The 25575-nt window shown below is 41.9% G+C and carries 21 protein-coding genes; 7 read left to right on the plus strand and 14 right to left on the minus strand.

The window, feature by feature from the left end; translation table 11 throughout:
* The first annotated feature begins 199 nt into the window (after positions 1-199).
* The 3 genes from N7U62_RS14675 to N7U62_RS14685 all read left to right on the plus strand — a co-directional run bounded on the left by N7U62_RS14675 (position 200) and on the right by N7U62_RS14685 (position 1402).
* A complete protein-coding gene (locus N7U62_RS14675) occupies positions 200-568 on the plus strand; it encodes a hypothetical protein (RefSeq protein ID WP_264138743.1) in 369 nt (122 codons plus the stop codon).
* Positions 569-666: 98 nt separating this feature from the next.
* Positions 667-1035 (plus strand): hypothetical protein, encoded by a 369-nt coding sequence (locus N7U62_RS14680; RefSeq protein WP_264138744.1) that lies wholly within the window; start codon positions 667-669, stop codon positions 1033-1035.
* A gap of 109 nt (positions 1036-1144) precedes the next feature.
* Positions 1145-1402 carry a DUF6952 family protein gene (locus tag N7U62_RS14685; RefSeq protein WP_264138745.1) on the plus strand — a complete coding sequence of 86 codons (258 nt, stop codon included), beginning with the start codon at positions 1145-1147 and terminating at the stop codon, positions 1400-1402.
* A gap of 94 nt (positions 1403-1496) precedes the next feature.
* Here the strand turns inward: N7U62_RS14685 and lpdA are convergent, their stop codons facing one another.
* The 9 genes from lpdA to N7U62_RS14730 form a co-directional block, all read right to left on the minus strand.
* The gene (gene lpdA, locus N7U62_RS14690) at positions 1497-2891 is read right to left on the minus strand and encodes a dihydrolipoyl dehydrogenase (RefSeq protein WP_264138746.1); all 1395 of its coding nucleotides are present in this window, start codon (positions 2889-2891) and stop codon (positions 1497-1499) included.
* Between the two features lie 74 nt (positions 2892-2965).
* Positions 2966-4501: a 2-oxoglutarate dehydrogenase complex dihydrolipoyllysine-residue succinyltransferase gene (gene odhB, locus N7U62_RS14695; protein ID WP_264138747.1), complete on the minus strand. Its 1536-nt coding sequence runs from the start codon at positions 4499-4501 to the stop codon at positions 2966-2968.
* 36 nt (positions 4502-4537) lie between these two features.
* Positions 4538-7252: a 2-oxoglutarate dehydrogenase E1 component gene (locus N7U62_RS14700; protein ID WP_264138748.1), complete on the minus strand. Its 2715-nt coding sequence runs from the start codon at positions 7250-7252 to the stop codon at positions 4538-4540.
* Positions 7253-7517: 265 nt separating this feature from the next.
* Complete coding sequence (locus tag N7U62_RS14705; protein ID WP_264138750.1) at positions 7518-8417, minus strand: lipocalin-like domain-containing protein; 900 nt, start codon at positions 8415-8417, stop codon at positions 7518-7520.
* 177 nt (positions 8418-8594) lie between these two features.
* Positions 8595-9215: a lipoprotein signal peptidase gene (locus N7U62_RS14710; protein WP_264138751.1), complete on the minus strand. Its 621-nt coding sequence runs from the start codon at positions 9213-9215 to the stop codon at positions 8595-8597.
* Positions 9216-9232: 17 nt separating this feature from the next.
* Positions 9233-12607, minus strand: a complete 3375-nt coding sequence (gene ileS / locus N7U62_RS14715; RefSeq protein WP_264138753.1) for an isoleucine--tRNA ligase — start codon at positions 12605-12607, stop codon at positions 9233-9235.
* Between the two features lie 23 nt (positions 12608-12630).
* On the minus strand, positions 12631-15039 hold the full coding sequence (locus N7U62_RS14720; protein ID WP_264138754.1) for an efflux RND transporter permease subunit: 2409 nt from the start codon (positions 15037-15039) through the stop codon (positions 12631-12633).
* A 142-nt stretch (positions 15040-15181) separates the two neighbouring features.
* Positions 15182-15580: a TerB family tellurite resistance protein gene (locus N7U62_RS14725; protein WP_264138755.1), complete on the minus strand. Its 399-nt coding sequence runs from the start codon at positions 15578-15580 to the stop codon at positions 15182-15184.
* Between the two features lie 52 nt (positions 15581-15632).
* On the minus strand, positions 15633-16043 hold the full coding sequence (locus tag N7U62_RS14730) for a TerB family tellurite resistance protein (RefSeq protein ID WP_264138756.1): 411 nt from the start codon (positions 16041-16043) through the stop codon (positions 15633-15635).
* A gap of 307 nt (positions 16044-16350) precedes the next feature.
* Here N7U62_RS14730 and N7U62_RS14735 point away from each other — a divergent pair, with 307 nt between their 5' ends.
* The gene (locus tag N7U62_RS14735) at positions 16351-17547 is read left to right on the plus strand and encodes a sodium:calcium antiporter (RefSeq protein ID WP_264138757.1); all 1197 of its coding nucleotides are present in this window, start codon (positions 16351-16353) and stop codon (positions 17545-17547) included.
* Between the two features lie 3 nt (positions 17548-17550).
* Here the strand turns inward: N7U62_RS14735 and N7U62_RS14740 are convergent, their stop codons facing one another.
* From N7U62_RS14740 to N7U62_RS14755, 4 genes are all read right to left on the minus strand, one after another.
* A complete protein-coding gene (locus N7U62_RS14740) occupies positions 17551-18060 on the minus strand; it encodes a hypothetical protein (RefSeq protein WP_264138758.1) in 510 nt (169 codons plus the stop codon).
* A 219-nt stretch (positions 18061-18279) separates the two neighbouring features.
* The gene (locus N7U62_RS14745) at positions 18280-20829 is read right to left on the minus strand and encodes an ABC transporter permease (RefSeq protein WP_264138759.1); all 2550 of its coding nucleotides are present in this window, start codon (positions 20827-20829) and stop codon (positions 18280-18282) included.
* A 2-nt stretch (positions 20830-20831) separates the two neighbouring features.
* Positions 20832-21527, minus strand: coding sequence for an ABC transporter ATP-binding protein (locus N7U62_RS14750; protein ID WP_264138760.1), 696 nt, complete (start codon positions 21525-21527; stop codon positions 20832-20834).
* A 46-nt stretch (positions 21528-21573) separates the two neighbouring features.
* On the minus strand, positions 21574-22320 hold the full coding sequence (locus N7U62_RS14755; RefSeq protein WP_264138761.1) for a LytR/AlgR family response regulator transcription factor: 747 nt from the start codon (positions 22318-22320) through the stop codon (positions 21574-21576).
* Positions 22321-22458: 138 nt separating this feature from the next.
* On the opposite strand from N7U62_RS14755, the gene N7U62_RS14760 reads away from it, so the two are divergent.
* The gene (locus N7U62_RS14760) at positions 22459-22827 is read left to right on the plus strand and encodes a MotA/TolQ/ExbB proton channel family protein (protein ID WP_264138762.1); all 369 of its coding nucleotides are present in this window, start codon (positions 22459-22461) and stop codon (positions 22825-22827) included.
* Positions 22828-22917: 90 nt separating this feature from the next.
* On the opposite strand, the gene panD is transcribed toward N7U62_RS14760, so the two are convergent.
* Positions 22918-23280 carry an aspartate 1-decarboxylase gene (panD, locus tag N7U62_RS14765; protein WP_318840693.1) on the minus strand — a complete coding sequence of 121 codons (363 nt, stop codon included), beginning with the start codon at positions 23278-23280 and terminating at the stop codon, positions 22918-22920.
* Between the two features lie 161 nt (positions 23281-23441).
* Between panD and N7U62_RS14770 the strand changes: the two genes are divergently transcribed.
* Together N7U62_RS14770 and N7U62_RS14775 are read left to right on the plus strand one after the other, a co-directional pair.
* Positions 23442-24134 carry an arylesterase gene (locus N7U62_RS14770; protein WP_264138764.1) on the plus strand — a complete coding sequence of 231 codons (693 nt, stop codon included), beginning with the start codon at positions 23442-23444 and terminating at the stop codon, positions 24132-24134.
* Between the two features lie 69 nt (positions 24135-24203).
* Positions 24204-25574 carry an alanine/glycine:cation symporter family protein gene (locus N7U62_RS14775; protein ID WP_264138765.1) on the plus strand — a complete coding sequence of 457 codons (1371 nt, stop codon included), beginning with the start codon at positions 24204-24206 and terminating at the stop codon, positions 25572-25574.
* The last annotated feature ends 1 nt before the right edge of the window (position 25575 follow it).

Consider the following 25575-nt stretch of genomic DNA (forward strand, 5'->3'; position numbering starts at 1 on the left):
TAATGTTAAATGTGCGCGGATCACGTCCGCATTATTTAAAAAGTCCGCAAATATAGCTTAAATCTTTTTCTTAGATAAATAATTGTCAGGACTTTAAGGGAGCTAAATCTCTGATTATCACCAATGAGTTAAAAAGGCGACTAGTAGAACTCATGATTTTGAAAGTTTTTTCCCTAATTTCATGTCAAATACATCATGAATGCCTGTCACCACCATTACTTACAAAGAAAAAAAGATCGTTTTCATTCATTTTGAGGGATGCAACAAGAAAGAGGACATGCTCAATGTGGTCAAGGAAACAACTGATTATTTATTGGCATTCCCGGACAAAGATATTCGCGTACTTTTTGATTTCTCTCTGGCCTTTGGCAGTAAGGAATATATGAAACTCGCTCAAGAGGGCAGGGAAAGAGTGTACAAGGTAAAAAACCTCAAAAGCGCCTGTTTTGGCCTCAATGCGGCGAAAAAAGTTTTGCTGCATGTATATAATGCCATCACCAATACCAGAGGGCTAGCTCCCTTCAGCTCTCGAGAAGAGGCGCTTGAATATCTCATCAGCCCTAATTAATTCAGAATTACAGAGCCTATTATTGGACATCTGCTGTCAAAAAAGTCTTTTGTTTCATGATTTAAGCTTAAATTTTAGAAAGAAAAGACCGAAAGACTATGCCAATTACTACCCTCTCACACCAATCCAAAAAAGTTGTATTCATAGACTATGAAGGCTGCAGCAACAAAGATGACATGCTCGATATGGTTCGTCAAACGACTGAGTATGTGTTGAGCCTCCCTGACCCTCATGTACTCATGCTCTTTGATTACACCCATGCTTTTGGTAGTCGAGATTACATGAAACTCGCGCAGGAAAGCAGAGACAAAATCTATAAAGCAAAGTCTACCAAAAGTGCATGTATCGGAATCAGTGGCATCAAAAAAGTACTATTGCAAGGATACAATGCGATAGGCGGAAGCCGTGGATTAAAGCCTTTCAACACCAAGGAGGAGGCGCTTGATTATCTTGTAAGCGATGATTAAAAACCTCATCTTCAAAACTTATCGAATCATCATAAATATCGATAATTCTTATAGGGCTTGATAGTATGCTCTGCTTAATATTGCGCCATAATATTAAAAGAAAGAACAAATGAGATTACCTATCATAAAACACTCACTAGAATTTATCAAAGAAAACGATGAGGACTGGGTCAACGAAACCATCGAATTTTTAGAGCACATGGCTGACGCCAAAGGTATCAAAGACGAAGAGCTGGAAGTAATCGGCGAATTGCTATCCAATATGTACGGTGCCTTAGAGGTCAACAAAGAAATTAAAAATGGTAAGCCCGAAAAAGAAGCACTCAATGAATTCATGGGCCGAGTGATGGGGTCGATTGGCAAGTAATAATAGACACTAGATTCTAGATGTTAAAAACAAAAGCCCCAGACTGTCGGGTCGTGGGGCTCTCTGTGAATTTCACATTTTCAACTCTAAAGTCTTACATGTGCAATGGACGGCTGTCTGTAGCTGCCAGACATGCCTCTTTCACTGCTTCCATATAGGTCGGGTGAGCATGTGACATACGTGACACGTCTTCTGCAGAAGCTCTGAACTCCATCGCAGTAACGCCTGCAGCAATCATATCAGCTGCTCTCGCACCTATGATGTGAACACCTAAAATTTCATCTGTAGACTTGTCTGCCAGGATTTTCACCAAACCATCGGTATCCATACTTGCTCTGGCACGACCAAGTGCCTTGTATGGGAAAGAACCTACTTTGTATGCACGTCCCTCTTCCTTCAACTGCTCCTCGGTCTGACCTACACCTGCTACTTCCGGCCAGGTATATACTACACCTGGGATTAGATTGTAGTTGATATGTGGCTTCTGACCCGCGATGGCTTCTGCTACATATACGCCTTCTTCCTCTGCTTTGTGTGCGAGCATCGCTCCTTTCACCACATCACCGATGGCGTAGATATTGTCAACATTAGTTTTCAGATGAGCATCTGTTTCGATTCTACCAGCCTTGTCAGTAGTGATTCCTACGTTTTCCAGGCCTAGTTTATCTGTATACGCTCTTCGACCTACAGACACCAAACAATAATCTCCTTTTAGCTCCAGCACTTCACCTTTTGGTGTATCGGCTTTTACCGTTACAGTTTTAGCTGTTCCTTTCACCTCTGTCACCTTGTGCTTAGTATAGATCTTCATACCCAGCTTCTTGAGTGACTTAGTCAGCTCCTTAGACATAGTGCTATCCATACCTGGAATAATGCGATCGAAGTATTCTACCACAGACACCTCTGATCCCAATCGCGCATAGACAGAACCTAATTCCAACCCAATGACACCACCACCGATGATGATCATGTGCTTAGGCACTTCCTTCAGCTCCAATGCTTCTGTACTGGTGATCACACGTTTCTTGTCGATCTCTATAAAGGGCAATGAAGAAGGCTTAGACCCCGTCGCAATGATCACTTTGTCAGTAGAAATGGTTTCTTCCTTCTCGCCTGCTACTTTGATCGTGTTTTTGTCCACGAAAGATCCGTGACCGTTGAAAACATCGATTTTGTTTTTCTTCATCAGATAAGCAATCCCCTCTACGTTCTGCTTCACCACATCGCCCTTGCGAGCAATCATTTGTTTGAAGTTCACCTTTGGGGCAGGGATATCGATTCCATGCTCCTTGAAGGTATGCTCTGCATTGTGGAAGTGCTCCGAAGAGTCCAACAAAGCTTTGGATGGAATACAGCCTACATTGAGACAAGTACCACCCAGTGTATTATATTTTTCGATGATCGCGACCTTCATCCCCAGCTGAGCACATCTGATAGCTGCAACATACCCACCAGGGCCAGATCCGATTACTGTTATGTCGTATTTCATGTTTGTTTAGTAGTTAGACTCTAGATACTAGATTTTAGAAATCTAGCGTCTAGAATCTAGGTTCTAATATCTATTTATATGCCTAACATTAGACGCGCTGGATCTTCAAGCAGTTGCTTTACTCTGACCAGGAAGCTAACTGACTCACGGCCGTCGATGATTCTGTGGTCGTATGATAGAGCCAAGTACATGATCGGTCTGATTTCTACCTGTCCGTTGATCGCTACCGGGCGCTCTACGATATTGTGCATACCGAGGATAGCCGACTGTGGCGCGTTGATGATCGGAGTAGAAAGCATAGAACCAAAGATACCACCGTTGGTCACAGTGAAGGTACCACCCTGCATCTCGTCGATACTGAGCTTGTTATCTCTTGCTTTTTTCGCCAGGCGAACTACTTCGCTTTCAATCTGATTGAAAGAAAGAGATTCGGCATTTCTAATCACTGGAACAACCAATCCTTTAGGAGCAGAAACAGCAATCGATACGTCACAATAATCGTTGTACACGATCTCATCTCCATCGATCTGGGCATTGACTGCTGGCCACTCCTGGAGCGCCATGCAAGAAGCCTTGATGAAGAAAGACATGAATCCAAGACCTACTTCGTACTTGTCTTTGAATGCATCTTTGTATTTCTTTCTCAAGTCCATGATTGGCTTCATGTCTACCTCATTGAAGGTAGTCAACATCGCCGTTTCGTTCTTCACAGACACCAGTCTTCTCGAAACTGTCTTTCTCAATGGAGTCAGTTTCTTTCTGGTTTGCTCACGCGTACCGCCCACTGCTGGAGCAGCAGGAGCTGCTTCTTTAGCTGGTGCAGCTTTTGGAGCCTCTTTCTTAGGAGCTGATTTCTCAGCTGCCATCGCATCTTCTTTGGTGATGCGACCGTCTTTTCCAGTTCCTTTTACCTGAGAAGCATCGATTCCCTTCTCTGCCAAAATCTTGGCTGCAGCAGGTGATGGATGGCCCGCAGCATAGTTGTCTTCACTCTCTGATGAAGCAGATGCAGCAGGGGCACTAGACGATGAAGCCGCAGCTGGAGCATCTCCCTCTACCACTTCGATCTTACAGATCATACCACCAATTTCGATAGTATCTCCCTCTTGCGCTACGATATTTAGAATACCTCGAGCCTCAGCAGTGAGTTCGAAAGTTGCTTTGTCTGACTCGATTTCAGCGATGATTTCGTCCAGCTCTACCATATCGCCATCTTCTTTCACCCAAGAACCTACGGTCACTTCAGTGATCGACTCGCCGACGGTAGGCACAATCATTTCATATATTTCACCTGTTTTCCCTCCTCCAGATGAAGCTGGAGCCGCGGCAGGCGCACTTTCTTTTTCAGCTGGAGCAGATGATCCGGCACCTTCTACAGCAGAATCATCAATGGTACACACGATGGTTCCGATCTCGATGGTTTCACCTTCTTCTACTTTGATGCTTAGCACACCAGCAGCCTCAGCGTTCAGTTCGAAAGTTGCTTTATCAGATTCTAATTCACAGATCACTTCGTCCATTTCGACGTAGTCCCCGTCTTGTTTGGTCCATTGGGAGATCGTCACTTCCGTGATCGACTCGCCAACCGTTGGTATTTTTACCTCAATCATATTTCTATGTATTCAATATTTTGTTTCGATGATTAATTAAGAGAAAGCCTCCGTAATGATGGCTTCTTGCTCTTGTTTGTGGACTTTCGCAAATCCGGTCGCTGGAGATGCAGCTGCCTTTCTGGAAATCACATCTTTCTTCACTTCTCTGAATGATCTCAAGATAAATGACCAGGCCCCCATATTTTCGGGCTCTTCCTGTACCCAGTGAACAGTCTTCACGTCATATTTATCCAGCTCAGCCATTACCTGCTTCTTAGGGAATGGGTGTAGCTGCTCGACGCGAATGATTGCAACATCCTTGCGCTTGTCTTTTTGCTGCTTTTCTAGCAGATCGAAATAAACCTTACCAGTACACAACAAGACTTTCTTCACTTTCTTAGAATCTACATAGTCATCGCCGATTACCTCCTGGAATTTACCATCTGTAAATTCTTCCAGCTTAGATACTACCAAAGGATGTCTAAACAATGACTTTGGCGACATCAAAATACACGGCATACGGAATGGCATAGCCAGCTGACGTCTGATCATGTGGAAATAATTGGATGGCTTTGTCAGGTTACAGATATACATGTTGTTACCTGATGCCAACTGCAAGTATCTCTCTGGACGTGCGTTGGAGTGCTCCGGTCCCTGACCTTCGTATCCATGAGGTAGAAGGAGAACCAACCCATTCATTCTTCTCCATTTGGTATAAGAACACGAGATGAACTGATCGACCATTACTTGTGCACCATTAGCGAAATCACCAAACTGTGCTTCCCAAATCACTACCGCATTCGGATCAGCCATGGCATATCCAAATTCGAATCCAAGTACACCAAACTCAGAAAGAAGCGAGTTGTAGATTTTAAAATCATTGTGCTCACCACCTTCCAGGTGATTAAGGAAGTTGTATTGTTCGTTCGTATTAGAGTCTCTGACCACTGCGTGACGGTGAGAGAAAGTCCCTCTCTTCACATCCTGACCAGACATTCTTACTACTTTGTCTTCTAATAATAATGAGCCATAAGCCAAAAGCTCTGCCGATGCCCAGTTCAATTCTTTTTTCTCAAAGAACATCTCTTTACGCTGCTTCAGCACCTTATCGATCTGCTTGATAGGTTTGAACCCTTTAGGGACAGAGGTGATTGCCTTTCCTACTTTCTCGATGAAAGACATATCGATAGACGTATCCGGCGACTCATCAAAATCCTCAGGTCTTGACAATCTCATTTCTGAGAATTCCTTCTCACTCTGCTGCAACACATAAGGCAATTTTTCCTGCTTCACCATGTTCAGGCGATCCTGTAGCTGAGCCTTGAACTCCTTATCCATAGAAGTCGCCAGGTTAGCGTCTACATCTCCACGGTCGATCAATCGTTTGTTGTAGATCTCACGTGGGTTCGGATGTTTAGAGATGATGTTATAAAGTGAAGGCTGAGTGAATTTCGGTTCGTCAGACTCGTTGTGTCCATGACGTCTGTAGCAAACCATATCGATGAAGATATCGCCCTGGAATTTTTGTCTGTATTCTGCTGCAACATTCATACAGAATACCACAGATTCAGGATGATCCCCATTCACGTGAAGAACAGGCGCATCGACTGTTTTCGCTAAATCCGTACAATAGATACTAGATCTCGCTTCATCAAAATCAGTGGTAAATCCAACCTGGTTGTTGATGATAAAGTGGATGGTACCACCAGTCGAATAAGCATCTAGCTTAGACATCTGGATCAGTTCGTATCCTATGCCCTGTCCAGCCAATGCAGCATCCCCGTGAATCAAAATCGGAAGTGCCTTATTGCTGTCCTTATATAAGTTGTCAATTTTAGCTCTAACGAATCCTTCTACCACCGGATTTACTGCTTCCAGGTGAGAAGGGTTAGGAGCCAATTTCAAGTTGACTTGTTTGCCTGATGGAGTGGTTACCTGAGAAGAGAAGCCCATGTGATATTTCACATCACCATCTCCCATGGTCTGGTCTGGAGCAAATGAACCTTCGAACTCGTTGAAAACCTGCTCATAGGTTTTACCCATGATGTTCACCAGTACGTTGAGACGTCCACGGTGAGCCATACCTACTACCACTTCTTCTACACCTAGATCTGCCGATCTATTGATCAAAGCATCCAGTGCCGGAATGGTAGTTTCTCCTCCTTCAAGAGAGAAACGTTTCTGACCCAAATATTTGGTGTGCAGAAAGTTTTCGAAAACTACAGCTTCGTTCAACTTTGAGAGAATCTGCTTCTTCTCTTCGATGGATGGTGCATAATTCAATGCATCTTTTTCTACCTTTTCCTTGAACCAGTCTACGATTTCTGGTTTACGGATGTACAGGTACTCGAATCCCACACTGCCGGTGTAAATGTTCTTTAAGGATTCGACAATTTTCTTCAAGCTGGCTTTACCTATACCGATTAGGTTGCCACATTCGAACTCAGTATCCAAGTCCGCTTTGGTCAGACCAAAATCTTCGATTTCAAGTCTTGCCTCTCTGTCTTTTCTGTCTCTTACGGGGTTAGTGGTCGATTTGAGGTGCCCTCGCGAACGATAGGCATGGATCAAATCACGCACAGCTATCTCCTTATTAGATACCGGAGCTTGAGCCACTCCATTTTCTCCATACTTGGTAAGTGAAAAGTCGTATCCTTCGAAGAACCTCTGCCAGCTAACATCTACAGAGTCGGGATCCTGTTTGTAGGATTGGTACATATCGTCAATGACGTTGGTGTGGGCATTGGCGATATAGGAAAATTTGTCCATCACATCAATTTTAATTTATGAGACGACAAATATAGAAGCAATAGTTTTTATTTGAAAACCGTATATGCGGTTATTAGATTTTCAAACGTATTGTGCGATTTGAAAGGATTTTTACAATCTGCCTATGGAGAGAGATAGGCATGTTTTCTGCGAAAAAACAGATACAACATATTTAACTATATCGATCAAAACCAAAAACAATATCGAGAATATCTATAGAGTTTAAGAAGAAACACTCTATCAATTCTTGATATAATGTTCTTTTTCAATAATTAAACATTTTAATTTTCTGCTTTTGATCCCTAATCAGCTCTATTCTCTTCATCACTCCACCACCTTTTAGCCCTTCATCTTCCCATAACATAAAAGCAATCACAAAATACTCTCCTTTAGGCAAATCATTTAACTCAAAACTACCATCATCCTTGCAATAGGTCTTGATCGTTTTGTGATAGATGGCTGGATCAGGAATAAAACTAGGGATTCCATCTTGAACATAAACCGAACCTGCCTGACTGTTACCATAAATACGATCTAAACGTTCTTCAGTATATCGACTGTATGGCATGAGTTCGATCGCAAATTGTTCTCCAAAGTGGATCTCACCATCTCTACCTTTGAACTTGGCTACTCCCTCAATACTGGCAGTCCCCTTTTCATCAAACCAGAGCAAGTTTTTTGCTTCAATTTCTCCTAAGATCGGGACTCTTCGGTTTTCAGCTTTACTTCGCACATATACTTCCACTAAGGTTCTATCCACCCCAACCTCAGGTAATTTCTCTACTCCTGATTGAATTAAAGTATCATTTCTTATCTCCACTTCAAATTCAAACTTGTGCATCTCCCATTCTCTAGCACTGCAGTACTCCAAAAATTCTACGTATCGATTGCCTTCAAGCACATATTGACCAGCCCCAGAGGAATATCGATTCAGACTATCTTTGTCATGCTGAAAAAAAGTGAAGTGGCTATTATTAATTATTTTAATTCCTTCCAAATCCCCAGTAAAATCCCTAATCACGGAGTCCTCAGTAATAATGCTTTGAGAAATCAATTGCCATGTACCTTGGAGATCTTGTTCTAAGGTCGAAGGCTGTTCATTTGTTTTTTCAATTGCACAACTAACCAATAAAACGGAGAGTAACAATAAACTATTTGTTTTCATAGATCGATTATTTCAATTTTTCAGACCAAAATAAACTTAAAGATGTCAAGTGCTAAGAAGGTAAATGCTTCGAAAGGCACACGTATTTCTGACATTCCACGAAAGACGTATTTTTGATGTGGCACAAAAAAAGCGCAGATCTCTCTGCGCTTACAATATTTTGTCTTGAGAAATAAATTACTCAGTCACCCCTACTTCTTCTGTAGATTCTTCACTTTTATTTTCTGAAAGGAAAAACCGCTTTTGGAAAACGAGAATAATAGCCACCCCTACAAATATCGAGGCATCCGCCACATTGAATACAGGCCAAAGCGACATGTACTTCCCTCCCATCAGAGGAATCCAATCTGGCAACCTACCTTCCCAGATATCAATGTAGAACATATCCACTACCTGACCATAAAACCATGGAGTCGGCGCGTCATATGGTGCATTGTCCAACCAAATGCCGTAAAATGTACTATCGATCACATTGCCTATCGCACCTCCAAGGATCAACGCAATGCAGATCAATAAACCTACTGGCGCTTCCTTTTTGATCAAAGTGAAGAGATAATAACTAATACCCACCATAGCGACCAATCGAAACAAAGTCAAAAACAACTTACCATAAGCTGTTCCTAATTTCATACCGAAGGCCATACCCGGATTGGTCAAATAGTGCAGTTTGAAAAAATCACCCAGGATCTGAATCTGACCATTGACACCCATATCCATATTAAAGTGAACCAGCATCTTTACCACCTGATCCAGCACGATAATCCCGATACTGATCAAAAAGTACTTATAATATTTCATCAATCTACATTCTATATTTAAGCACTCACCTCGATGTGCGCTTTGATTTTCAATTCATCTATGTCCAACTCCTCTCCAGCATCCAGGCTATCTGCCATAGCCAGATTTTTTGCTTGTGTCTCGACACATATATAATCGTTGAAGGCAGCCACTGCAGATTTCACTATTTCTTCGCTACTGCTCAACTGGATTTTAATCTTATCCTGAACCTCCAGGCCTTTATCCTTACGTAAGTTTTGAATACGGTTGACCAAATCTCTCGCTACGCCTTCCTGCTTCAGTTCATCAGTCAAGTTGATATCTAGAGCAACAGTCAAACCATTTTCGCTGGCTACCAACCATCCAGGGATATCCTGTGAAGCGATCTCTACATCCTCTAACGTCAAGGTGATAGTATCACCGGCCAAATCCACCTGAATCGATCCACTCTTCTCGATGGTAGCAATCTCTTCCTGACCAAAACCATTGATCAATTGAGACACGTCCTTCATGCGCGGACCATATTCCTTACCTAACTTACGGAAGTTTGGTTTAATAGACTTCACTAAAACACCTGAAGTGTCGTCCAAAAACTCAATATCCTTGATATTCACCTCATTCAGGATCAAATCCTTTACTGCATTGACACGTGATTCAGTACTTTCGTTAAGTACCGGGATCATGATCTTAGCCAAAGGCTGACGTACTTTCAATCGTTCCTTTTTGCGCAAGGAATGCACCAAAGAAGAAATCTTCTGAGCCATATCCATGCGTGCCTCCAACTCTGCATCTATACACGAATCATCTGCCACTGGAAAATCCGATAGGTGAACAGACTCATGGCTTTCACTTGAAGACACCGCATTCAAATCAGAGTACAATCTATCCAAATAGAATGGAGCAATCGGCGCACCCAGTTTCGCAACGGTCTTCAAACAAGTATAAAGCGACTGATAAGCAGCCCTTTTGTCCTCATTGTACTCCCCTTTCCAGAAACGCTTCCTGTTCAGACGAACATACCAGTTGCTCAAATCATCGATTACAAAATCCTGAATCAGACGGGCAGCACGTGTTGGCTCGTATTCATTAAAAGCCTCATCTACCTTCTTGATCAAAGTATTAAGTTTAGAAATGATCCATCGATCACTCTCTGTACGCTGGTCCATTGGGATCGCCTCCTCACTGAAGGTAAAACCATCCAGATTGGCATAGAGCGCGAAGAAGGAATAAGTATTCTGAAGGGTACCAAAGAATCTACGCTGAGACTCTGCTACTCCTTCGATATCAAATTTCAAGTTGTCCCAGGGATTGGCATTAGAGATCATGTACCATCTCGTAGCATCCGGGCCATATTTTTTCAAGGTCTCAAATGGATCTACGGCATTGCCCAATCTCTTAGACATTTTGTTACCGTTCTTATCCAATACCAGACCGTTGGCAATTACATTTTTGAAGGATACCTGATCGAAAAGCATCCCTGCGATCGCATGAAGCGTAAAGAACCAACCTCTGGTTTGATCCACGCCCTCTGCAATAAAATCCGCTGGATATACATCCTTGAGACCTCCATTGGCTCTTTCATCTGCTTTAGGGTCATCTCCCATGAAGTGGAATTGAGCATATGGCATAGCCCCAGAATCGAACCATACATCGATCAAGTCCGGTTCGCGCAGCATTTTCTGCCCACTCTCACTCACCAACACAACCTCATCTACATAAGGTCTATGGAGATCAAAATCATCACCAATCTGCTCAGTCATAAACCCTGCAGCAATGGATTTTTCTACTTCCGCCTTAAGCTCTGCTATGGAGCCGATGCATTTTTCTTCAGACTTATCTTCCGAGATCCAAATCGGTAATGGCGTACCCCAATATCTCGAACGAGACAGGTTCCAGTCAACCAAATTCTCCAACCAGTTGCCAAATCGACCTGTGCCTGTTGAAGCTGGCTTCCAGTTAATGGTATTGTTCAGCTCTACCAATCGATCTTTAAAAGCTGTAGTCTTGATAAACCAGGAATCCAACGGGTAGTAAAGTACAGGTTTGTCAGTTCTCCAGCAGTGTGGGTAGCTGTGCTCATACTTCTCTACTTTGAAGGCTTTATTTTCTTCTTTCAACTGGATGGCGATCAGCACATCCGTTGGTTTAAAATCTTTGTCAGAAGTTACCGAATCATCATAATATTCCGCCTTCACGTATTTACCAGCGAAATCGGTTACTTCATTAACGAAGCGTCCTTGCTTGTCTACAAGCGGCACTTCTTTTCCACTATCGTCAGTTACTAACACTGCAGGTACACCTGCTTGCTTGGCAGCAAAAAAGTCATCCGCACCAAAAGTTGGTGCAATGTGTACGATCCCCGTACCATCCTCAGTTGATACAAAATCTCCAGGTATAACTCTGAAAGCTTTCTCTTCTAATTCAGCATTGGTCACATAAGGCATCAGTTGCTCATAGGGCATCCCAACCAAATCTTCACCGCTAAACTCAGCTTTCACCTCCCATGGAATCAACTTATCTCCTTCTTTGTAGTCGTCAAAGGCTACCTCTTTGGCTTTTTCCGAAAAGAATTTGCCCATCAAATCTTTAGCCACTATGACAGAAACTGGCTTGAAGGTATAGGGGTTGAAGGTCTTTACCTTTACGTAAGTGATCTTCTTTCCTACTGCAAGTGCCGCATTGGATGGCAAGGTCCATGGAGTGGTCGTCCAAGCCAGGAAGAATACCTCTTCGTCTCCTTCAAATAATTTTTCGCTGTCCGCAGTTTTCTTTGCCTTGAACTGTGCTACGATAGACGTATCCTTTACATCACGATAAGTCCCTGGCTGGTTCAACTCGTGAGAGCTCAAACCTGTTCCGGCAGCAGGAGAATAAGGCTGAATCGTATAGCCTTTATACAGGAGCCCTTTGTCGTAGAACTTCTTTAGCAGATGCCAAAGTGTCTCCATATAGTTCTTATCAAAGGTGATATAGGGGTCGTCCAAATCCACCCAGTAACCCATCTTTTCCGTCAGGTCATCCCACTGGTCTTTGAACTTCATCACCGCCTCACGACACTTCTGATTGTATTCCTCCACTGAGATTTTAGTACCAATATCCTCTTTGGTGATCCCAAGTTCTTTTTCTACTTGAAGCTCAACAGGTAGACCGTGTGTATCCCATCCACCTTTTCGGTTGACCTGGTAGCCTTTCAGCGTTTTGTATCGACAGAAAATATCCTTGACGGCACGTGCCATCACATGGTGAATACCCGGGGTTCCATTGGCAGATGGAGGTCCTTCGTAGAACACAAAAGATTCCGCACCCTCTTTCTCATCGACTGACTTTTTGAAGATGTCATTCTTCTTCCAAAAATCAAGTATCTCATCCGCTACTTCAGCGTAATTAATGTTTTTGTATTCTCTGTATTTCACCGTTCAATAATATTCTCGAGTGATTAATCTTTATTCTTTTCTTCTTTATCCAGCAGATCAAGATCTATTTCTTCGTCTTCGTTCTCATCATAGAACTCTGGATATTGTTCAATCAATGGGTGATCTTCTTTGTTTCTCTTTCCACTATCAAATCTTAGCAACAAAGCTGGCAACAAGGTCAGGTTCGTTAACATAGCCATCAACAGTGTAGTGGATGTCAAGGTTCCAAGCGCTACTGTTCCGCCAAATTCAGAGGCTGCAAAAATCACAAAGCCAAAGAATAAAATAATGGAGGTATAAATCATACTCGCACCTGTTTCGCGAATACTCTTACTCACTGCTACTGGCACGAAGAAATTATTGGCAAAAAGCTCTTGTCTGTATTTGGCCAGAAAATGAATGGAGTCATCTACTGAAATACCAAAAGCAATACTGAAAATCAAAGCCGTACTTGGCTTCAACGGTATGCCTGCTAATCCCATCATTCCTCCGGTGATCAACAGCGGGATAATATTAGGAATCAAACAAATAATGATCATTTTGAAGTTCCTAAACAGCAGCCCCATGATAAATGCTATGATCACAAATGCAATGATCATACTTGTGATCAGATTGTCAATCAGGAACTTATTTCCTTTGATAAAGAGCAAGGTCGTACCAGTAATCGCCACATCAAATTCAGTCGTTCCAAAAATATCATCGATTCGAGGCTCAATTACCTGATTGACCAAAGAGTCCATTTTCACAGAGCCAATGTCGGCCATTTTCAATGACACTCTGATCTTTTGACCTGTAGAATCGACAAACTTGGTTGCCAGATTGATGTTGTCGGTTTCTTCTTTCAGATATCTTAAAATGAAATTCTTATCCCGATTATTCGGCAAGGAATAGTAGGCCGACTTGTCATTGTAAAATGCCTGTCTGGTTGCTTTGATAAAACTCACCACTGAAATCGGCTTGGAAACAAAATCGATAGAATCAAGGAAAGTCTCAAACTCATCGATCTTTCTCAAATTAGATAGATTCTGAACCCCTTTCTTTCTTTTGGTATCAATCACAATTTCCAGCGGCATAACCCCGGCGAAATGCTCTTCGAAAAAAGCCAGATCTTTCTTGGTTTGGCTCTCGTCTGGCAAATCATCTACCATATAAGATACTGCCTGAATCTGGCTGATCCCATAAATACAAATTGCAGCTATTATGATAGTTATGACGAATACATATTCCTTATACCTGTGCACCAAAAGGTCCAACACGGAAAGAACTGAATTGAGCATTTTGAACTCCAAATGCTTCAAATGCCTTTGTCCCGGCGGTTTCAGATAAGAAAACACCGAAGGGATCATGATCATACTCACCACAAAAGTGGCCAGGATATTGATCCCCGCTACGATACCGAATTCTTTGAGAATCACTATATCTGTCAGGGCCAACACCAAAAACCCTACCGCAGTAGTCACATTCGTAATGAAGGTAACAATACCAATTTTTCGGATTATGGTTCTTATGGCTCTCATTTGATCACCATGGGCGAAATACTCCTGATGATATTTGTTGATCATGTATACCGTATTCGGTATCCCTATCACTACGATGATAGGAGGCAGCAAGCCGGTAAGTAAGGTGATCTCAAAATCGAAGAGTACCAGAGTCCCGACTACCCATAGCACCACCATTCCAATGATACCAAGAGCGACTAAGAGTACCTTGAAAGAGCGGAAGAATAGGAACAAAATGAAGCCAGTCACTATCACCGATAAGACTAAAAACATCCTTAGCTCGTCCTTGAGCTTAGATGTATTGATATATCTAACATAAGGAAGACCAGCATACCTCAATTGAATCCCAGTATCCTCTGTAAAAGCCTCAGTCACAAAAAGTATATCGGAAACCACTCGATTGCGATCATCCGAATCCATTAGAGCCTTGTCAATAGTCACTAGAACTACACTAGCTCCATTATTTGGATTGATCAGCTGGCCACTGTAGAATTTGATATCCAGTGCATACCTGATCAAACTGTCTAGTTTTTTCTGATCACTCGGAAAACTATCAAAAACTGGCTCCAGCTTGAATCGCTTAGCCTCCTGGTCTTTGACCAATTTTTTCAAGGTGGGGACACTCAGTACTTCATTGACACCTTTGATATTGAGCAACTCATTGGACATATAGCCCAATTTCCGGAAGTTGTCGGTCTTGTAGACCGCACTATCCAATATCCCCAGGGCCAGGATATTACCATCCTCACCAAAAATCTTTTTAAACTCTTTGAAATCAACCATATCCGGATCATTGTCCGGAACGACATTTGCCAAAACATATGACCACCGGACATACTGCCCCTGATATGCCATGAAAGCCGTAATGGCCAACAGCAAGATGATCAAATACAAACGAAACTTTATGATTATGTCAGCGATCTTATTCCACATGCCTGAAAAACGAAGTGCAAAGGTAAGGATTTTTGCCTAGTAATAAAGTCAAAAATACTAGGGCAATTGAAGTGATACAAAGTGCACAAAAAAAGGGGACATGCCCCTTAATTTTTTGTATTTCAAATGCTTACAAAAGCATTCAATTTTGATATTTCATTACTGCTTTTTTGAGAGACTCTTTATTGGAAGTTATCGCCGGATTAGAATATATCTTGGAAGACAATTCTGCAATTACCGCTTTTTTGAAACCGAGCTTCACAGCCACATCTTCACAATACTTTACTTCACTTAAAAACACCTCTTTATCGATTTTCATCAGCTGCACCACATTAAATAGGTACTCAAATTTTTCATCGTCAGAAATAGTCCCCAATTCCGGTAGTGGAACAGGATTCTTCAGCAATTCCTCTATCTCTTCTTCGTTAACTCCATTGGCTTTTCCGACCATCAGAATCATGTCCTTCTCATCGTCTGCAAAATCATTATCGATGTTGGCCAAACCAATGAGCATACTAAGCTGGGATTTGATATTCATCATATTCTAAGTTTTTATTAGGGAGTCTACTTACAAGTTAATCAATTAAATAAAATTAGGCCTTATACTTCATAATAAGCTGTTTTAGCCGATCTCTATCGCCCGTGATATCTGGATCACTAAATATACCGGAACTCAGCTCTGCGATTACGGATTTCTTATACCCTAATTTCTCTGCTAATTTTTGACAAAATCTAATTTCGCTCAAGTATACCTTATTGTCCACCTTCATTAACTGAACGATGCTGTATAAGTATTCAAACATCTCATCTTCGGATAGAAGACCCAAATCCGGCAAAGCAGTTTTTTTCTCATTCAAATGATCGCTAAAAATTGCGTCAATATCCTTCTCTGCTACGCCATTGGCTTTGCCTAGAGCATAAATATATCTTTTCTCAATGTTAGAAAGCTCGTTATCAATCAGAGATAGCTGTACCAGCACACTCATTTGAGTCTTAAAATCCATAGGTCTGTTTTTAATTAAATGAAAATTAAAGATACAAAAAATTGGCACATAGTGGCTCAAAGCAAATTAATCTTACAAGCAACTATTTATTTTTTCACCGCCCCAAATATATAAACGGAATACTTTCCATCTTTTTGTTTTGTCACTTTAAAGAATCTATAAACAAATGAAATTATGCTTAATTGATTATCAGCATTCATAGTGTTAAAAAAATAGTTTAATTTAGTCACCGATCAGCTTAGAAATAAATCAATTCAACTAAACCAAAAGCCTGTTTTCAAGACGTATACAGGCTAAAACTTGAATAATGGGCATAATATTACCGCTACTACTTATTACCATCAGTTGTGTAGTCATATGGAGAGCTGGAGATGGTTTCATGACAGCATCCGAATATATAGGCAGAAATTTATCAGAAGGGGTTAGAGGTGCTTCGATCAATGCGATCGCTAGTTCAATGCCCGAAGTTTTCACTTCAATTTTCTTTCTTTTTGTATTGAAAGACGCCTCGGGATTTTCTGGAGGTATAGGGACTACTGCAGGTAGTGCTATATTTAATGGCATGGTGATACCAGCGGTATCTGTCATAGCAGTGATCGGAATAGGTCTGGCCAAAAGAATTGAAGTCTCAAGAAAAGTAATGCTACGTGATGGTATTGCTCTTATCATCACAGAATTGATTTTCCTTATCCTGATCAGCGGTTCCGAATTGGATTGGTACCACGGTATGATCCTGATGGGAGTATACCTCGTGTATATATCATATATGTTCTTGTCTATGGGCAAAAAAGGAGTGTTAGAAGAGTTGGCTTCAGATGGCGAAGCTGAAGTCGAAGAAGAGGAAGAAGATGATGAGCCAAAGCCTTCTATGACCAAGAGTTTGTTAACATTTGATCTGGAAAACATCTTCATCAGATCTAAAGTGACTGGAGCTAATGCATGGCCACTACTTGTCTTTTCTACTGTGGCAATTGCACTGGTTTGCTATTTGTTGGTAGTTGCCTGTGAGTGGATGGGAGCAGAAACATACGAAGTTCCTTATTTGGGCACTTTCAATGGATTGAATATTCCACTCATGTTTGTAGCCTTGATCTTAGCATCAGCTGCTTCTAGTTTTCCTGACACCATCATATCTATCAAAGATGCTCAAAGAGGTCAGTACGACGATGCGATCTCTAATGCGCTGGGAAGCAACATTTTTGATGTCTGTTTTGCGCTGGGCTTTCCTCTTTTCATATTCACGATCATTTACGGGCCAATTCATATGCCAGCCGAATTGGTTGACTTGAGTACTGAGCTTCGGTTTTTACTTCTGATTCTTACATCCATTGCAGTGATCATTTTCACTACAGGGAAGTATATCGGAAAGTTCAAAGCCTTTGTACTATTGACGATTTACATTCTGTTTGTCGTTTACATCATTGGACGAAGTGCTCATAACCCAATCACTGATAGCATATCAGAAATCCTAATTGGTATCGTACACTTCTTCAGCATTCAATAAGATTTATTGAGGTTCAAAGAATTCGCCCGTAGGAAAAATACAATCTTCTTTTCTACGGGTATCTGCTAATGAAAAGATTTTCCAACCTGTAGGAGTGTTGACCAAGTGAAAGGCATCCACTCCGCAGTGACTGAATCGCTCGCCGGCAAAAAAGGCATATTGGCACCAGACTTGTGCAAAACCCTGATCTATACTGACCTGATAATCCCAGCTCCGTTCGATCCATTCTACCTCATGGGGTGAACCGACTGCTGTAACGAATTGACTGAGCTCACCTTCTCTAAAATGCGTACTGTCATTCCGCTCAAAAATGGTATAAAGTTTAGCTCCAGGCTGAAAGCATTTCTTCACTGCAAGACTATCATTGTCATACATAGCCTGAAAAACATCCAAAACTACTTGACGTACCTCCTTAGCTTCTGGTGAGATTTTCTCTTGTTCCGTTTTTTCACTTTCGCATTGAAACAGAAACAAAGAAATTCCGATACAAAATATTATTTGAAAATACCTCATGGCTTTTTGATGTAAAATCGAGTAAAAATCGCGCAGATTCAAGCCTTCAGCATGCTAAAGGGAGATATTGAGGATAAATGGGTCAAACCACCATCGCCATTAGCGAACAGCTGATCAATGTGATAATCAATATGATTCTAAAGTGCTTCATTTGTTTTACGGCTAGTTCACTTATAAGACAAATGAAATGCCAAACACCCTCAAAGCACTGATTATCAGCTACGATTCTCTCCTCAATATAGTCAAAGGCATTTCTTTCAGAACAGGACGGATATTAAATAGCCCCATCAATAAGGTAGAAAAAGCAACTGCCAATAAAATATAAAAGGTAGCATCTACATCCATAGAGTAGGTGGCTCTGAAAACATTTTCAGACAGGACCCAGGTAAGCGCATGAGCAGTAATCAACCCCGTAATGGCTGCAATCACACCTAGCACTAAATATTCTATGGCTATGATCGCCACGATTTGTTTGGATTTAGCGCCAATGGTTCGGAGCAGAACACTTTCTTTGACCCTTTGCGCTTTGCTCAAGATGATGGAGTTGATCAAAACCAATAAGCCTGTAAAGACACTAATCAAAGCCATGAACTGAATGACGAATGATATTTTAGCTAAAACCTCTTCAACCGTTTTGAGAATCAATTCCAGATCGATGATAGAAATATTCGGAAATGCTCGGACAATCGCCTGCTGAAACTTCGCCGATTGTTGATTGTCTTTCACCTTAGTGACCAGTACATGAAACTGCGGGGCATCTTCTAATACCCCTCCTGGAAACACCACGATAAAATTGGTTTGGATTCTTCTCCAATCGATTTTTCTAAAACTACCGATGTAGGTCTTCATCAGGGCACCTTGTACATTGAATGTGATTTCATCTCCCAGCTTCCATTCTCTTCTTTCTGCAAAACCTTCCGAAACGGAAACAAATATCGAATCTCCAGGTTGGTAATCCTGTAGTTTACCTTCAGTCAGAGTTTCCGAATCGATCAAGCTATCCCTAAAGGTGACTCGGTACTCCCTATTGTACAACCAGTCAGGAATCCCTAAGGTTGTATCCGCTTCTGCTTCCTTTTTGCTAATACCATTGTACTCCAGCAATCGCATGGTGACTACTGACACATCTTGCTCGATAGGAAGATCAAAATCTGCCACTACCTTTTTCACCTCTTCTTTTTGACTCGACTGAATATCAAACAATACCATATTCGGCCGGTCCTCACTTCCCGCAATTGTAATCTGATCAATCAGTACGTGCCGAGAAAAGTACATGATAGAAATAAGCATCGTACACATCCCTATGGTGATGATCAGTATCCCCGTTTGATTTTGAGGCCGGTGCAAATTGGACACCCCATGGCGAACCAGAAAATTCCATTTCGGGGAAGTAGATTTTTTGGCTAGTAGCACAAGTCCTTTAGACAAGAGCCACAGCACCAGAAATGTACCTAATAGCCCTCCGATAAATATACTCGCTTGATTGATTTCCTGAATCTGAAGGTAGGAAAACAAGAATATAAAAAGTGTAATTAATCCATACAGCACTGCACGCAAGATCCAATTTTTCCCTTCTGCATCGCCTCCTTCATAATCGGCTCTGATTGAGCTCAAAGGAGAAATTTTCAAAATAGACAACAAAGGCATAAGTGAAAACAGTACCGTAACTACCATCCCAATCAAAAGCCCTTCCAGTGCCACCCAAATATAAAAATGAGTCTCAATCGAAAGAGGCAGCATATCCGAAACCAAATCTGGCAAAAAGAGCTGAACGGAAGTTCCAAGGGCAGTTCCTATCAAGGATCCAATTGCCCCCATCACCGCTACCTGAATGAAATAAATACTGAATGCGTCTCGACCACTCAGCCCCATGCAGCGAAGTATCGCCACTGATCTTTTCTTTTCCTTCAGGTAGCTATATACAGCACCTGCTACCCCGATACTACCCAACAACAGAGCAATAAAGGCCGCCATATTGAGGAATACAGTCGTATTGTTGAAGGCCTCACTGGTCTCATTTTTTCGTTCCTCTATGGTATCATATCGGAGGGACAAGTCCTCCATTCGATCGTCATATTTCTCCTCAAAAGCCTCCGCGTCTATTTCTTCATCAGATTTGAAGAAATAAGAATAGTAGATCCTACTCCCTCTCTTGACCAAACCTGTCTGCTCCAAATATTGATGAGGGATATAGACCACTGGAGCCACGGCCGTGCTTACTCCGCTCTGACCAGGGATATTCTGAAGCTTTCCCAATATCTCAAACTCCAGCAAACCTATCCGAATCTGATCGCCCACATTGGCATTGTACTGAAGCATGAGGGTTTCGTCCACCAGAGCATACTGTCCTTTCAAGAAATCTCTAGAAGCCTTTATAGGTAGCGTTTCGATCTCTCCATAATAGGGATAGTCACCTTCCAAACTCCTGACCTGGATCAATCGGGTACCTCCCGATTGCGGAAAGTAGATCATGGAAGAAAATCGGGTTTGAAACGATCGCTCCGTGATACCAAGTGAGTCGATAAACCCCATTTGCTCCTCAGTAAATGGCTGCTGTGACGACACCTCCAAATCAGCTCCCAAAAGAGATTTAGCCTGTGCATTGATCTCATCATTTAGGTTTTCCTTGAAGGAATTGATGGCTACCAGTGCACCTATACCAATCGTGATGGAAAGGGTGAAAAGAAATAATTTGCCTCGACTCTTTCGGCTGTCTCGCCAGGCCATCTTGACCAGCCAGGAAAATGGATTGTGTTTGTTTCGAATCATAATCAGGCGGTGGTTTGACTCAACATATTGGATTCAAATATCTTTCCTCCTTTGAGTCGAATCATATGATCCGTTTTGTGCGCCAGCTCTATATCATGTGTCACCAATACCAGAGCTGTTCCTTTATCCTGATTCAAGTCGAAAAGCAGTTTTTCTATCTTACTGCCTGTCTCCTCATCGAGGTTTCCTGTCGGTTCATCTGCAAACAAAATCTTTGGCGCATTAGAGAATGCTCGTGCCAATGCGACACGCTGCTGCTCCCCTCCAGATAACTGAGTGGGATAATGATCTTTTCGATTGGCAAGACCAACCTGGTCTAGTAAAGCCTCTGCTTCTTCTAGCGCTGAAGATTTCCCCAGCAACTCAAGAGGAATCATGACGTTTTCCAGAGCTGTCAAAGTGGGTATCAACTGAAAATTTTGAAAGACAAAACCTACATTCTCATTTCTCACCTGTGCCTTTTGGTCCTCGCTGAGCTGGCTCAAATCATGCCCATTGATACTGACGCTGCCCTGATCGATCGTGTCCAATCCGGCACATAGCCCTAGCAAAGTAGTCTTACCACTCCCCGACGGACCTACAATCGAAAGAGACCTACCGGCCTCCAAACTAAATGAAATTTCTTCTAAAACTGTGAGATGCCTATCACCGCTCTGATAGGATTTGGAAAGTTGATTGACTTCTAAAATTTTCGACATAAAGGAATTGCTCTAAGTCCCAATTTACGGCGATAAATTCAATTTGTTATTCCAAAACAGACATCACCTGCTTTTTGTAGGTACGACTAATAGGAAGTGACTGCCCAAGGACCATTACTTGCTCCTTATTAAAACTTTCTATCAGCCGCTGGTTCACCAAAAATGACCTGTGAATTCTAACAAAATGATTAGGCAGTTTAGATTCCATTTTGCTGATTTTCTCTTTGGTCATCACCTTTTCTCCTGCCAAATGAATGGTGATGTAGTCACTCAAACTTTCTATATAAGCAATTTCATCAATGACCAAAGGTCTGTTTTTCCTATTTTCTTTGACTACAATGGTTTCCTGGCTGGACTTTTCTATTTCCTTCTGAAAATGAGATATGGAACTCTGGTTCTGTCTATAAAACCTAAATAGTCGAACAAAAGACAAGCCCAAAACCACTAAGTACATGGTAATGGTCAATACAGAAACATCGGCGGTTATCGGGTTCATATTAGCATAATCATACTCTGCCAAAACGATGAACGCGACAGTAACTACAAGCATTTCCAAATTCAAAGAAATGATCAGTAAGTAGAGTGTGTACAAGCCAAACTTCCAATAGCGCCCCTTAAAGAGGTATAGGTCTACCAATATGTAATTAAAAAAATAAGCCGTGGCTAGCACCACGGGAAGTAGCAAACAAACGAAGTAAAAAGACTCGAAAATACTACCATATGAAGGCCCATAGAACAAAGTCAACATGAGCACAACCGTACTCCAGAACAAAACATGCCGAATGATTTTCATGGTGCTAAAATGTACATAAACAGCCTGGAAAAGAAGCTTTGTCGACGAATGACCAGTTTAGACTCGGATTCTACATTGCTATCCATAGTGCCCAAACCCACCTTTGTTAAAATAATTTTCACTTAAATTTAAAGAATTATGGTAGAGCTATTTTACATGGGTGGCACCCTTTTCATGAGTATTCTTACGATCGTTTTCATCTGTGCCTTTTCTGTATTTATTTATCAACTAATACTTCTGATCAAAAACGGAACAGCACCAGTAGATCAAGGACTAGTCAAATCAATAGGTTTATTTGCCATGGTAATAGGCATATTGGGACAATTCATTGGACTATATGGTGCATTTGAAGCGATAGAACAAGCAGGGCAAATATCTCAAGCCCTATTGGCAGGTGGTCTAAAGGTTTCTTCCATCACTAGCATCTATGGCATTTTGATTTTTGTAATCTCTTATTTGCTTTGGTTTGGACTGAAAGTTTTCCAATCCAAATACATCCAGGCTTGAATTAATTAGTTCCTGATAAAAAACAATGAAACAAAAAAGGTCGTCGAGTCAAACCCGACGACCTTTGAATATCTTATTATCTGAATGCAATTAGAGCAACTTGTTGAGTTCTACTGACTCCTCCAGATATTCTACAAAATTGTTATTCTCATCAAGTAAAATCACTGAAGGTGTGATTTCTTCATTTGTCAATTCATATCCAATGATAATGATTTCTTCCCCCTCGCCGATTAAGTGAGAAGCAGCGCCATTCATACAGATTTGTTTAGATCCACGCTCCCCTTCGATCACATAGGTTTCGAGACGAGCGCCTGACGTATTGCTTACGATCTGGACTTTCTCTCCTTTTCTCAACCCAACCATCTCGATAAAATCTTTATCGATGGTTATGCTCCCTACATAATTAAGATTCGCCTCGGTGACCACCGCCTTGTGAATCTTAGATCTCATCATCCATCTCATACTCAAGTCTGTCTTGTTAAAAAGGTTCTGAACTTACGTTTATGGTCCAAGTAATGTTGTTTACAAAACGCAAAATTAATTATTAATTTATTTCAAACCATTTAGGATTAGAAAGTTAATTTTGATTAATCATCCAATTAAGCGCAATTCCTATGCCCAAATCCTCCATACTTTCAAGCTTTACCCTAATTGTCGCCTCGGTATCTCTACTCATTTTCACTTCTTGTTCTGATTCCAAAGAGAAAAAAAACACGAAAGTAGAAACCAAAGAAAGTGAGAAAGTTGAAACAGAGACGAAGCAAACCATTCTCTTTTTCGGCAATAGTATTACTGCCGGGTATCAATTGGATTTGACGGAAGCCTTTCCAGCATTGATACAGGAAAGACTGGATTCCTTAGGACTGCCCTACCAAACAGTCAATGCCGGCCTAAGTGGTGAAACCACCGCCAGCGGTAAGTCTCGTGTGGATTGGGTGCTAAAAAATCCGGTCGACATTTTTGTACTAGAGCTGGGTGCCAATGATGGACTAAGGGGCATAAGCACAGACGAAACCCGTAAAAACCTAAAGGCTATTATCGAAAAGGTAAAAAAGACTTATCCTGATTGTAAAATCGTATTGGCAGGCATGATGATCCCGCCTAATATGGGACCAGAATACACCGCAGATTTTCAAACCATCTATCCCGAAATTGCTAAAGAGTATGATTTGGCTTTGATCCCTTTCATTCTAAAAGGAGTGGCAGGTATTCCTGAACTCAACCTGGAAGATGGCATCCACCCCACAGCAGAAGGTCATCAAATCCTCGCAGACAACATCTGGGAAGTTTTGAAACCACTGTTATAATCCATTACTTTGATTCGTTTTTGCATTTAACAACAGCCATCTAACCGATGGCGACCAAGATATTATTGCATGGAATTTTTATACCTGTTAGAAGATTTTTTTAAAGAAGCAGAATCATTAGTTTGGGGAAAGCCCTTGTTGTTTCTGTTAATAGGCGGTGGTTTGTTTTTCACTTTTTATTCTCGATTACTTCCCTTTCGCTATCTCAAACACTCCATCGATATCCTCCGAGGCAAATATGACAACCCGGATGAAAAAGGAGAAATATCGCACTTTCAGGCCCTGTCAGGACACTTGGCGGCTACAGTCGGCATGGGCAATGTCAGCGGTGTAGCGCTGGCCATCGTAGCAGGAGGGCCTGGAGCTATCTTCTGGATGTGGGTCAGTGCCTTTGTAGGCATGGCTACTAAATTCTTCACTTGTACTTTGGCTGTAATGTACCGAGGCTATGATAGTGAAGGGCAACTCCAAGGTGGGCCGATGTACGTGATCCGTGAAGGAATGCCGAAGATTTTCAAACCACTAGCAGCCTTCTTCGCCATTGCGGGATTTTTCGGGGCTACTCCGATTTTTCAGGCCAATCAAATCGTGCAAGTGACCAAAGATGTACTGATTAAACCATTGGGTTATATGCCAGAAAATGAGTTTTTGTTGGACCTTTCACTAGGGCTGATCATTGTCTTCTTTGCCGTCCTCGTGATTTTTGGAGGGATCAAAAGAATAGGTGAGGTAGCTTCAAGACTGGTTCCTTTCATGGTAGTGGTTTATATCCTTAGCGTAATTTTCATCATGGTAGTCAATTGGTCTGGCGTAGTTGACAGTTTCTTCTTCATCTTTCAGGACGCATTTCAAGCCCAGGCCGTACTGGGTGGAGCAGTGGGAGCGATCGTCGTAGAAGGAGCCAAACGTGCCGCCTTCTCCAACGAAGCAGGAATAGGAACTGCTCCGATGATGCACGGAGCAGCTAAGACGGATGAACCCGTACGAGAAGGCCTGGCAGCCATGCTGGGGCCATTCATCGATACTTTGGTGATCTGTACCATGACAGCCCTTTGTATTCTATCCACAGGTGTCTGGACCGAAACCGATCTGGATGGGATTTCCCTTACCGCTAAGGCATTTGACGATTCTATCCCATTCTTTGGACACTATGTGCTTTTCGTATGTGTATTGATCTTTGCTTTTACTACCGTCTTTGGATTTTCATACCTGGGGCAGAAATGCCTCTCCTATCTCATAGGAGCAAAATATGGCCGCTATTTCAACTATTGGTATGTGGGGATTATTCTGATCGGATCGGTATGGAGCCTGGATGGAGTGGTCAGCCTGATATTCGTGATGTATGGCCTGATGTCTATCCCGACGATGGTCTCTGCACTTTACCTTTCGCCCAAGGTGATGCAGGCCGCCAAAGAATACTTTGGCAAGAAATGGGTTTGAT

This window comes from Reichenbachiella ulvae, assembly GCF_025833875.1.
Classification (GTDB): domain Bacteria; phylum Bacteroidota; class Bacteroidia; order Cytophagales; family Cyclobacteriaceae; genus Reichenbachiella; species Reichenbachiella ulvae.

Excerpts from the sequence above, each read along its gene's own strand:
- N7U62_RS14675 (WP_264138743.1), top strand. The coding sequence starts at position 200 with ATGCCTGTCACCACCATTACTTACAAAGAAAAAAAGATCGTTTTCATT.
- N7U62_RS14680 (WP_264138744.1), top strand. The coding sequence starts at position 667 with ATGCCAATTACTACCCTCTCACACCAATCCAAAAAAGTTGTATTCATA.
- N7U62_RS14685 (WP_264138745.1), top strand. The coding sequence starts at position 1,145 with ATGAGATTACCTATCATAAAACACTCACTAGAATTTATCAAAGAAAAC.
- lpdA (WP_264138746.1), bottom strand. The coding sequence starts at position 2,891 with ATGAAATACGACATAACAGTAATCGGATCTGGCCCTGGTGGGTATGTT.
- odhB (WP_264138747.1), bottom strand. The coding sequence starts at position 4,501 with ATGATTGAGGTAAAAATACCAACGGTTGGCGAGTCGATCACGGAAGTG.
- N7U62_RS14700 (WP_264138748.1), bottom strand. The coding sequence starts at position 7,252 with ATGGACAAATTTTCCTATATCGCCAATGCCCACACCAACGTCATTGAC.
- N7U62_RS14705 (WP_264138750.1), bottom strand. The coding sequence starts at position 8,417 with ATGAAAACAAATAGTTTATTGTTACTCTCCGTTTTATTGGTTAGTTGT.
- N7U62_RS14710 (WP_264138751.1), bottom strand. The coding sequence starts at position 9,215 with ATGAAATATTATAAGTACTTTTTGATCAGTATCGGGATTATCGTGCTG.
- N7U62_RS14720 (WP_264138754.1), bottom strand. The coding sequence starts at position 15,039 with ATGTGGAATAAGATCGCTGACATAATCATAAAGTTTCGTTTGTATTTG.
- N7U62_RS14725 (WP_264138755.1), bottom strand. The coding sequence starts at position 15,580 with ATGATGAATATCAAATCCCAGCTTAGTATGCTCATTGGTTTGGCCAAC.
- N7U62_RS14730 (WP_264138756.1), bottom strand. The coding sequence starts at position 16,043 with ATGGATTTTAAGACTCAAATGAGTGTGCTGGTACAGCTATCTCTGATT.
- N7U62_RS14735 (WP_264138757.1), top strand. The coding sequence starts at position 16,351 with ATGGGCATAATATTACCGCTACTACTTATTACCATCAGTTGTGTAGTC.
- N7U62_RS14740 (WP_264138758.1), bottom strand. The coding sequence starts at position 18,060 with ATGAGGTATTTTCAAATAATATTTTGTATCGGAATTTCTTTGTTTCTG.
- N7U62_RS14745 (WP_264138759.1), bottom strand. The coding sequence starts at position 20,829 with ATGATTCGAAACAAACACAATCCATTTTCCTGGCTGGTCAAGATGGCC.
- N7U62_RS14750 (WP_264138760.1), bottom strand. The coding sequence starts at position 21,527 with ATGTCGAAAATTTTAGAAGTCAATCAACTTTCCAAATCCTATCAGAGC.
- N7U62_RS14755 (WP_264138761.1), bottom strand. The coding sequence starts at position 22,320 with ATGAAAATCATTCGGCATGTTTTGTTCTGGAGTACGGTTGTGCTCATG.
- N7U62_RS14760 (WP_264138762.1), top strand. The coding sequence starts at position 22,459 with ATGGTAGAGCTATTTTACATGGGTGGCACCCTTTTCATGAGTATTCTT.
- panD (WP_318840693.1), bottom strand. The coding sequence starts at position 23,280 with ATGATGAGATCTAAGATTCACAAGGCGGTGGTCACCGAGGCGAATCTT.
- N7U62_RS14770 (WP_264138764.1), top strand. The coding sequence starts at position 23,442 with ATGCCCAAATCCTCCATACTTTCAAGCTTTACCCTAATTGTCGCCTCG.
- N7U62_RS14775 (WP_264138765.1), top strand. The coding sequence starts at position 24,204 with ATGGAATTTTTATACCTGTTAGAAGATTTTTTTAAAGAAGCAGAATCA.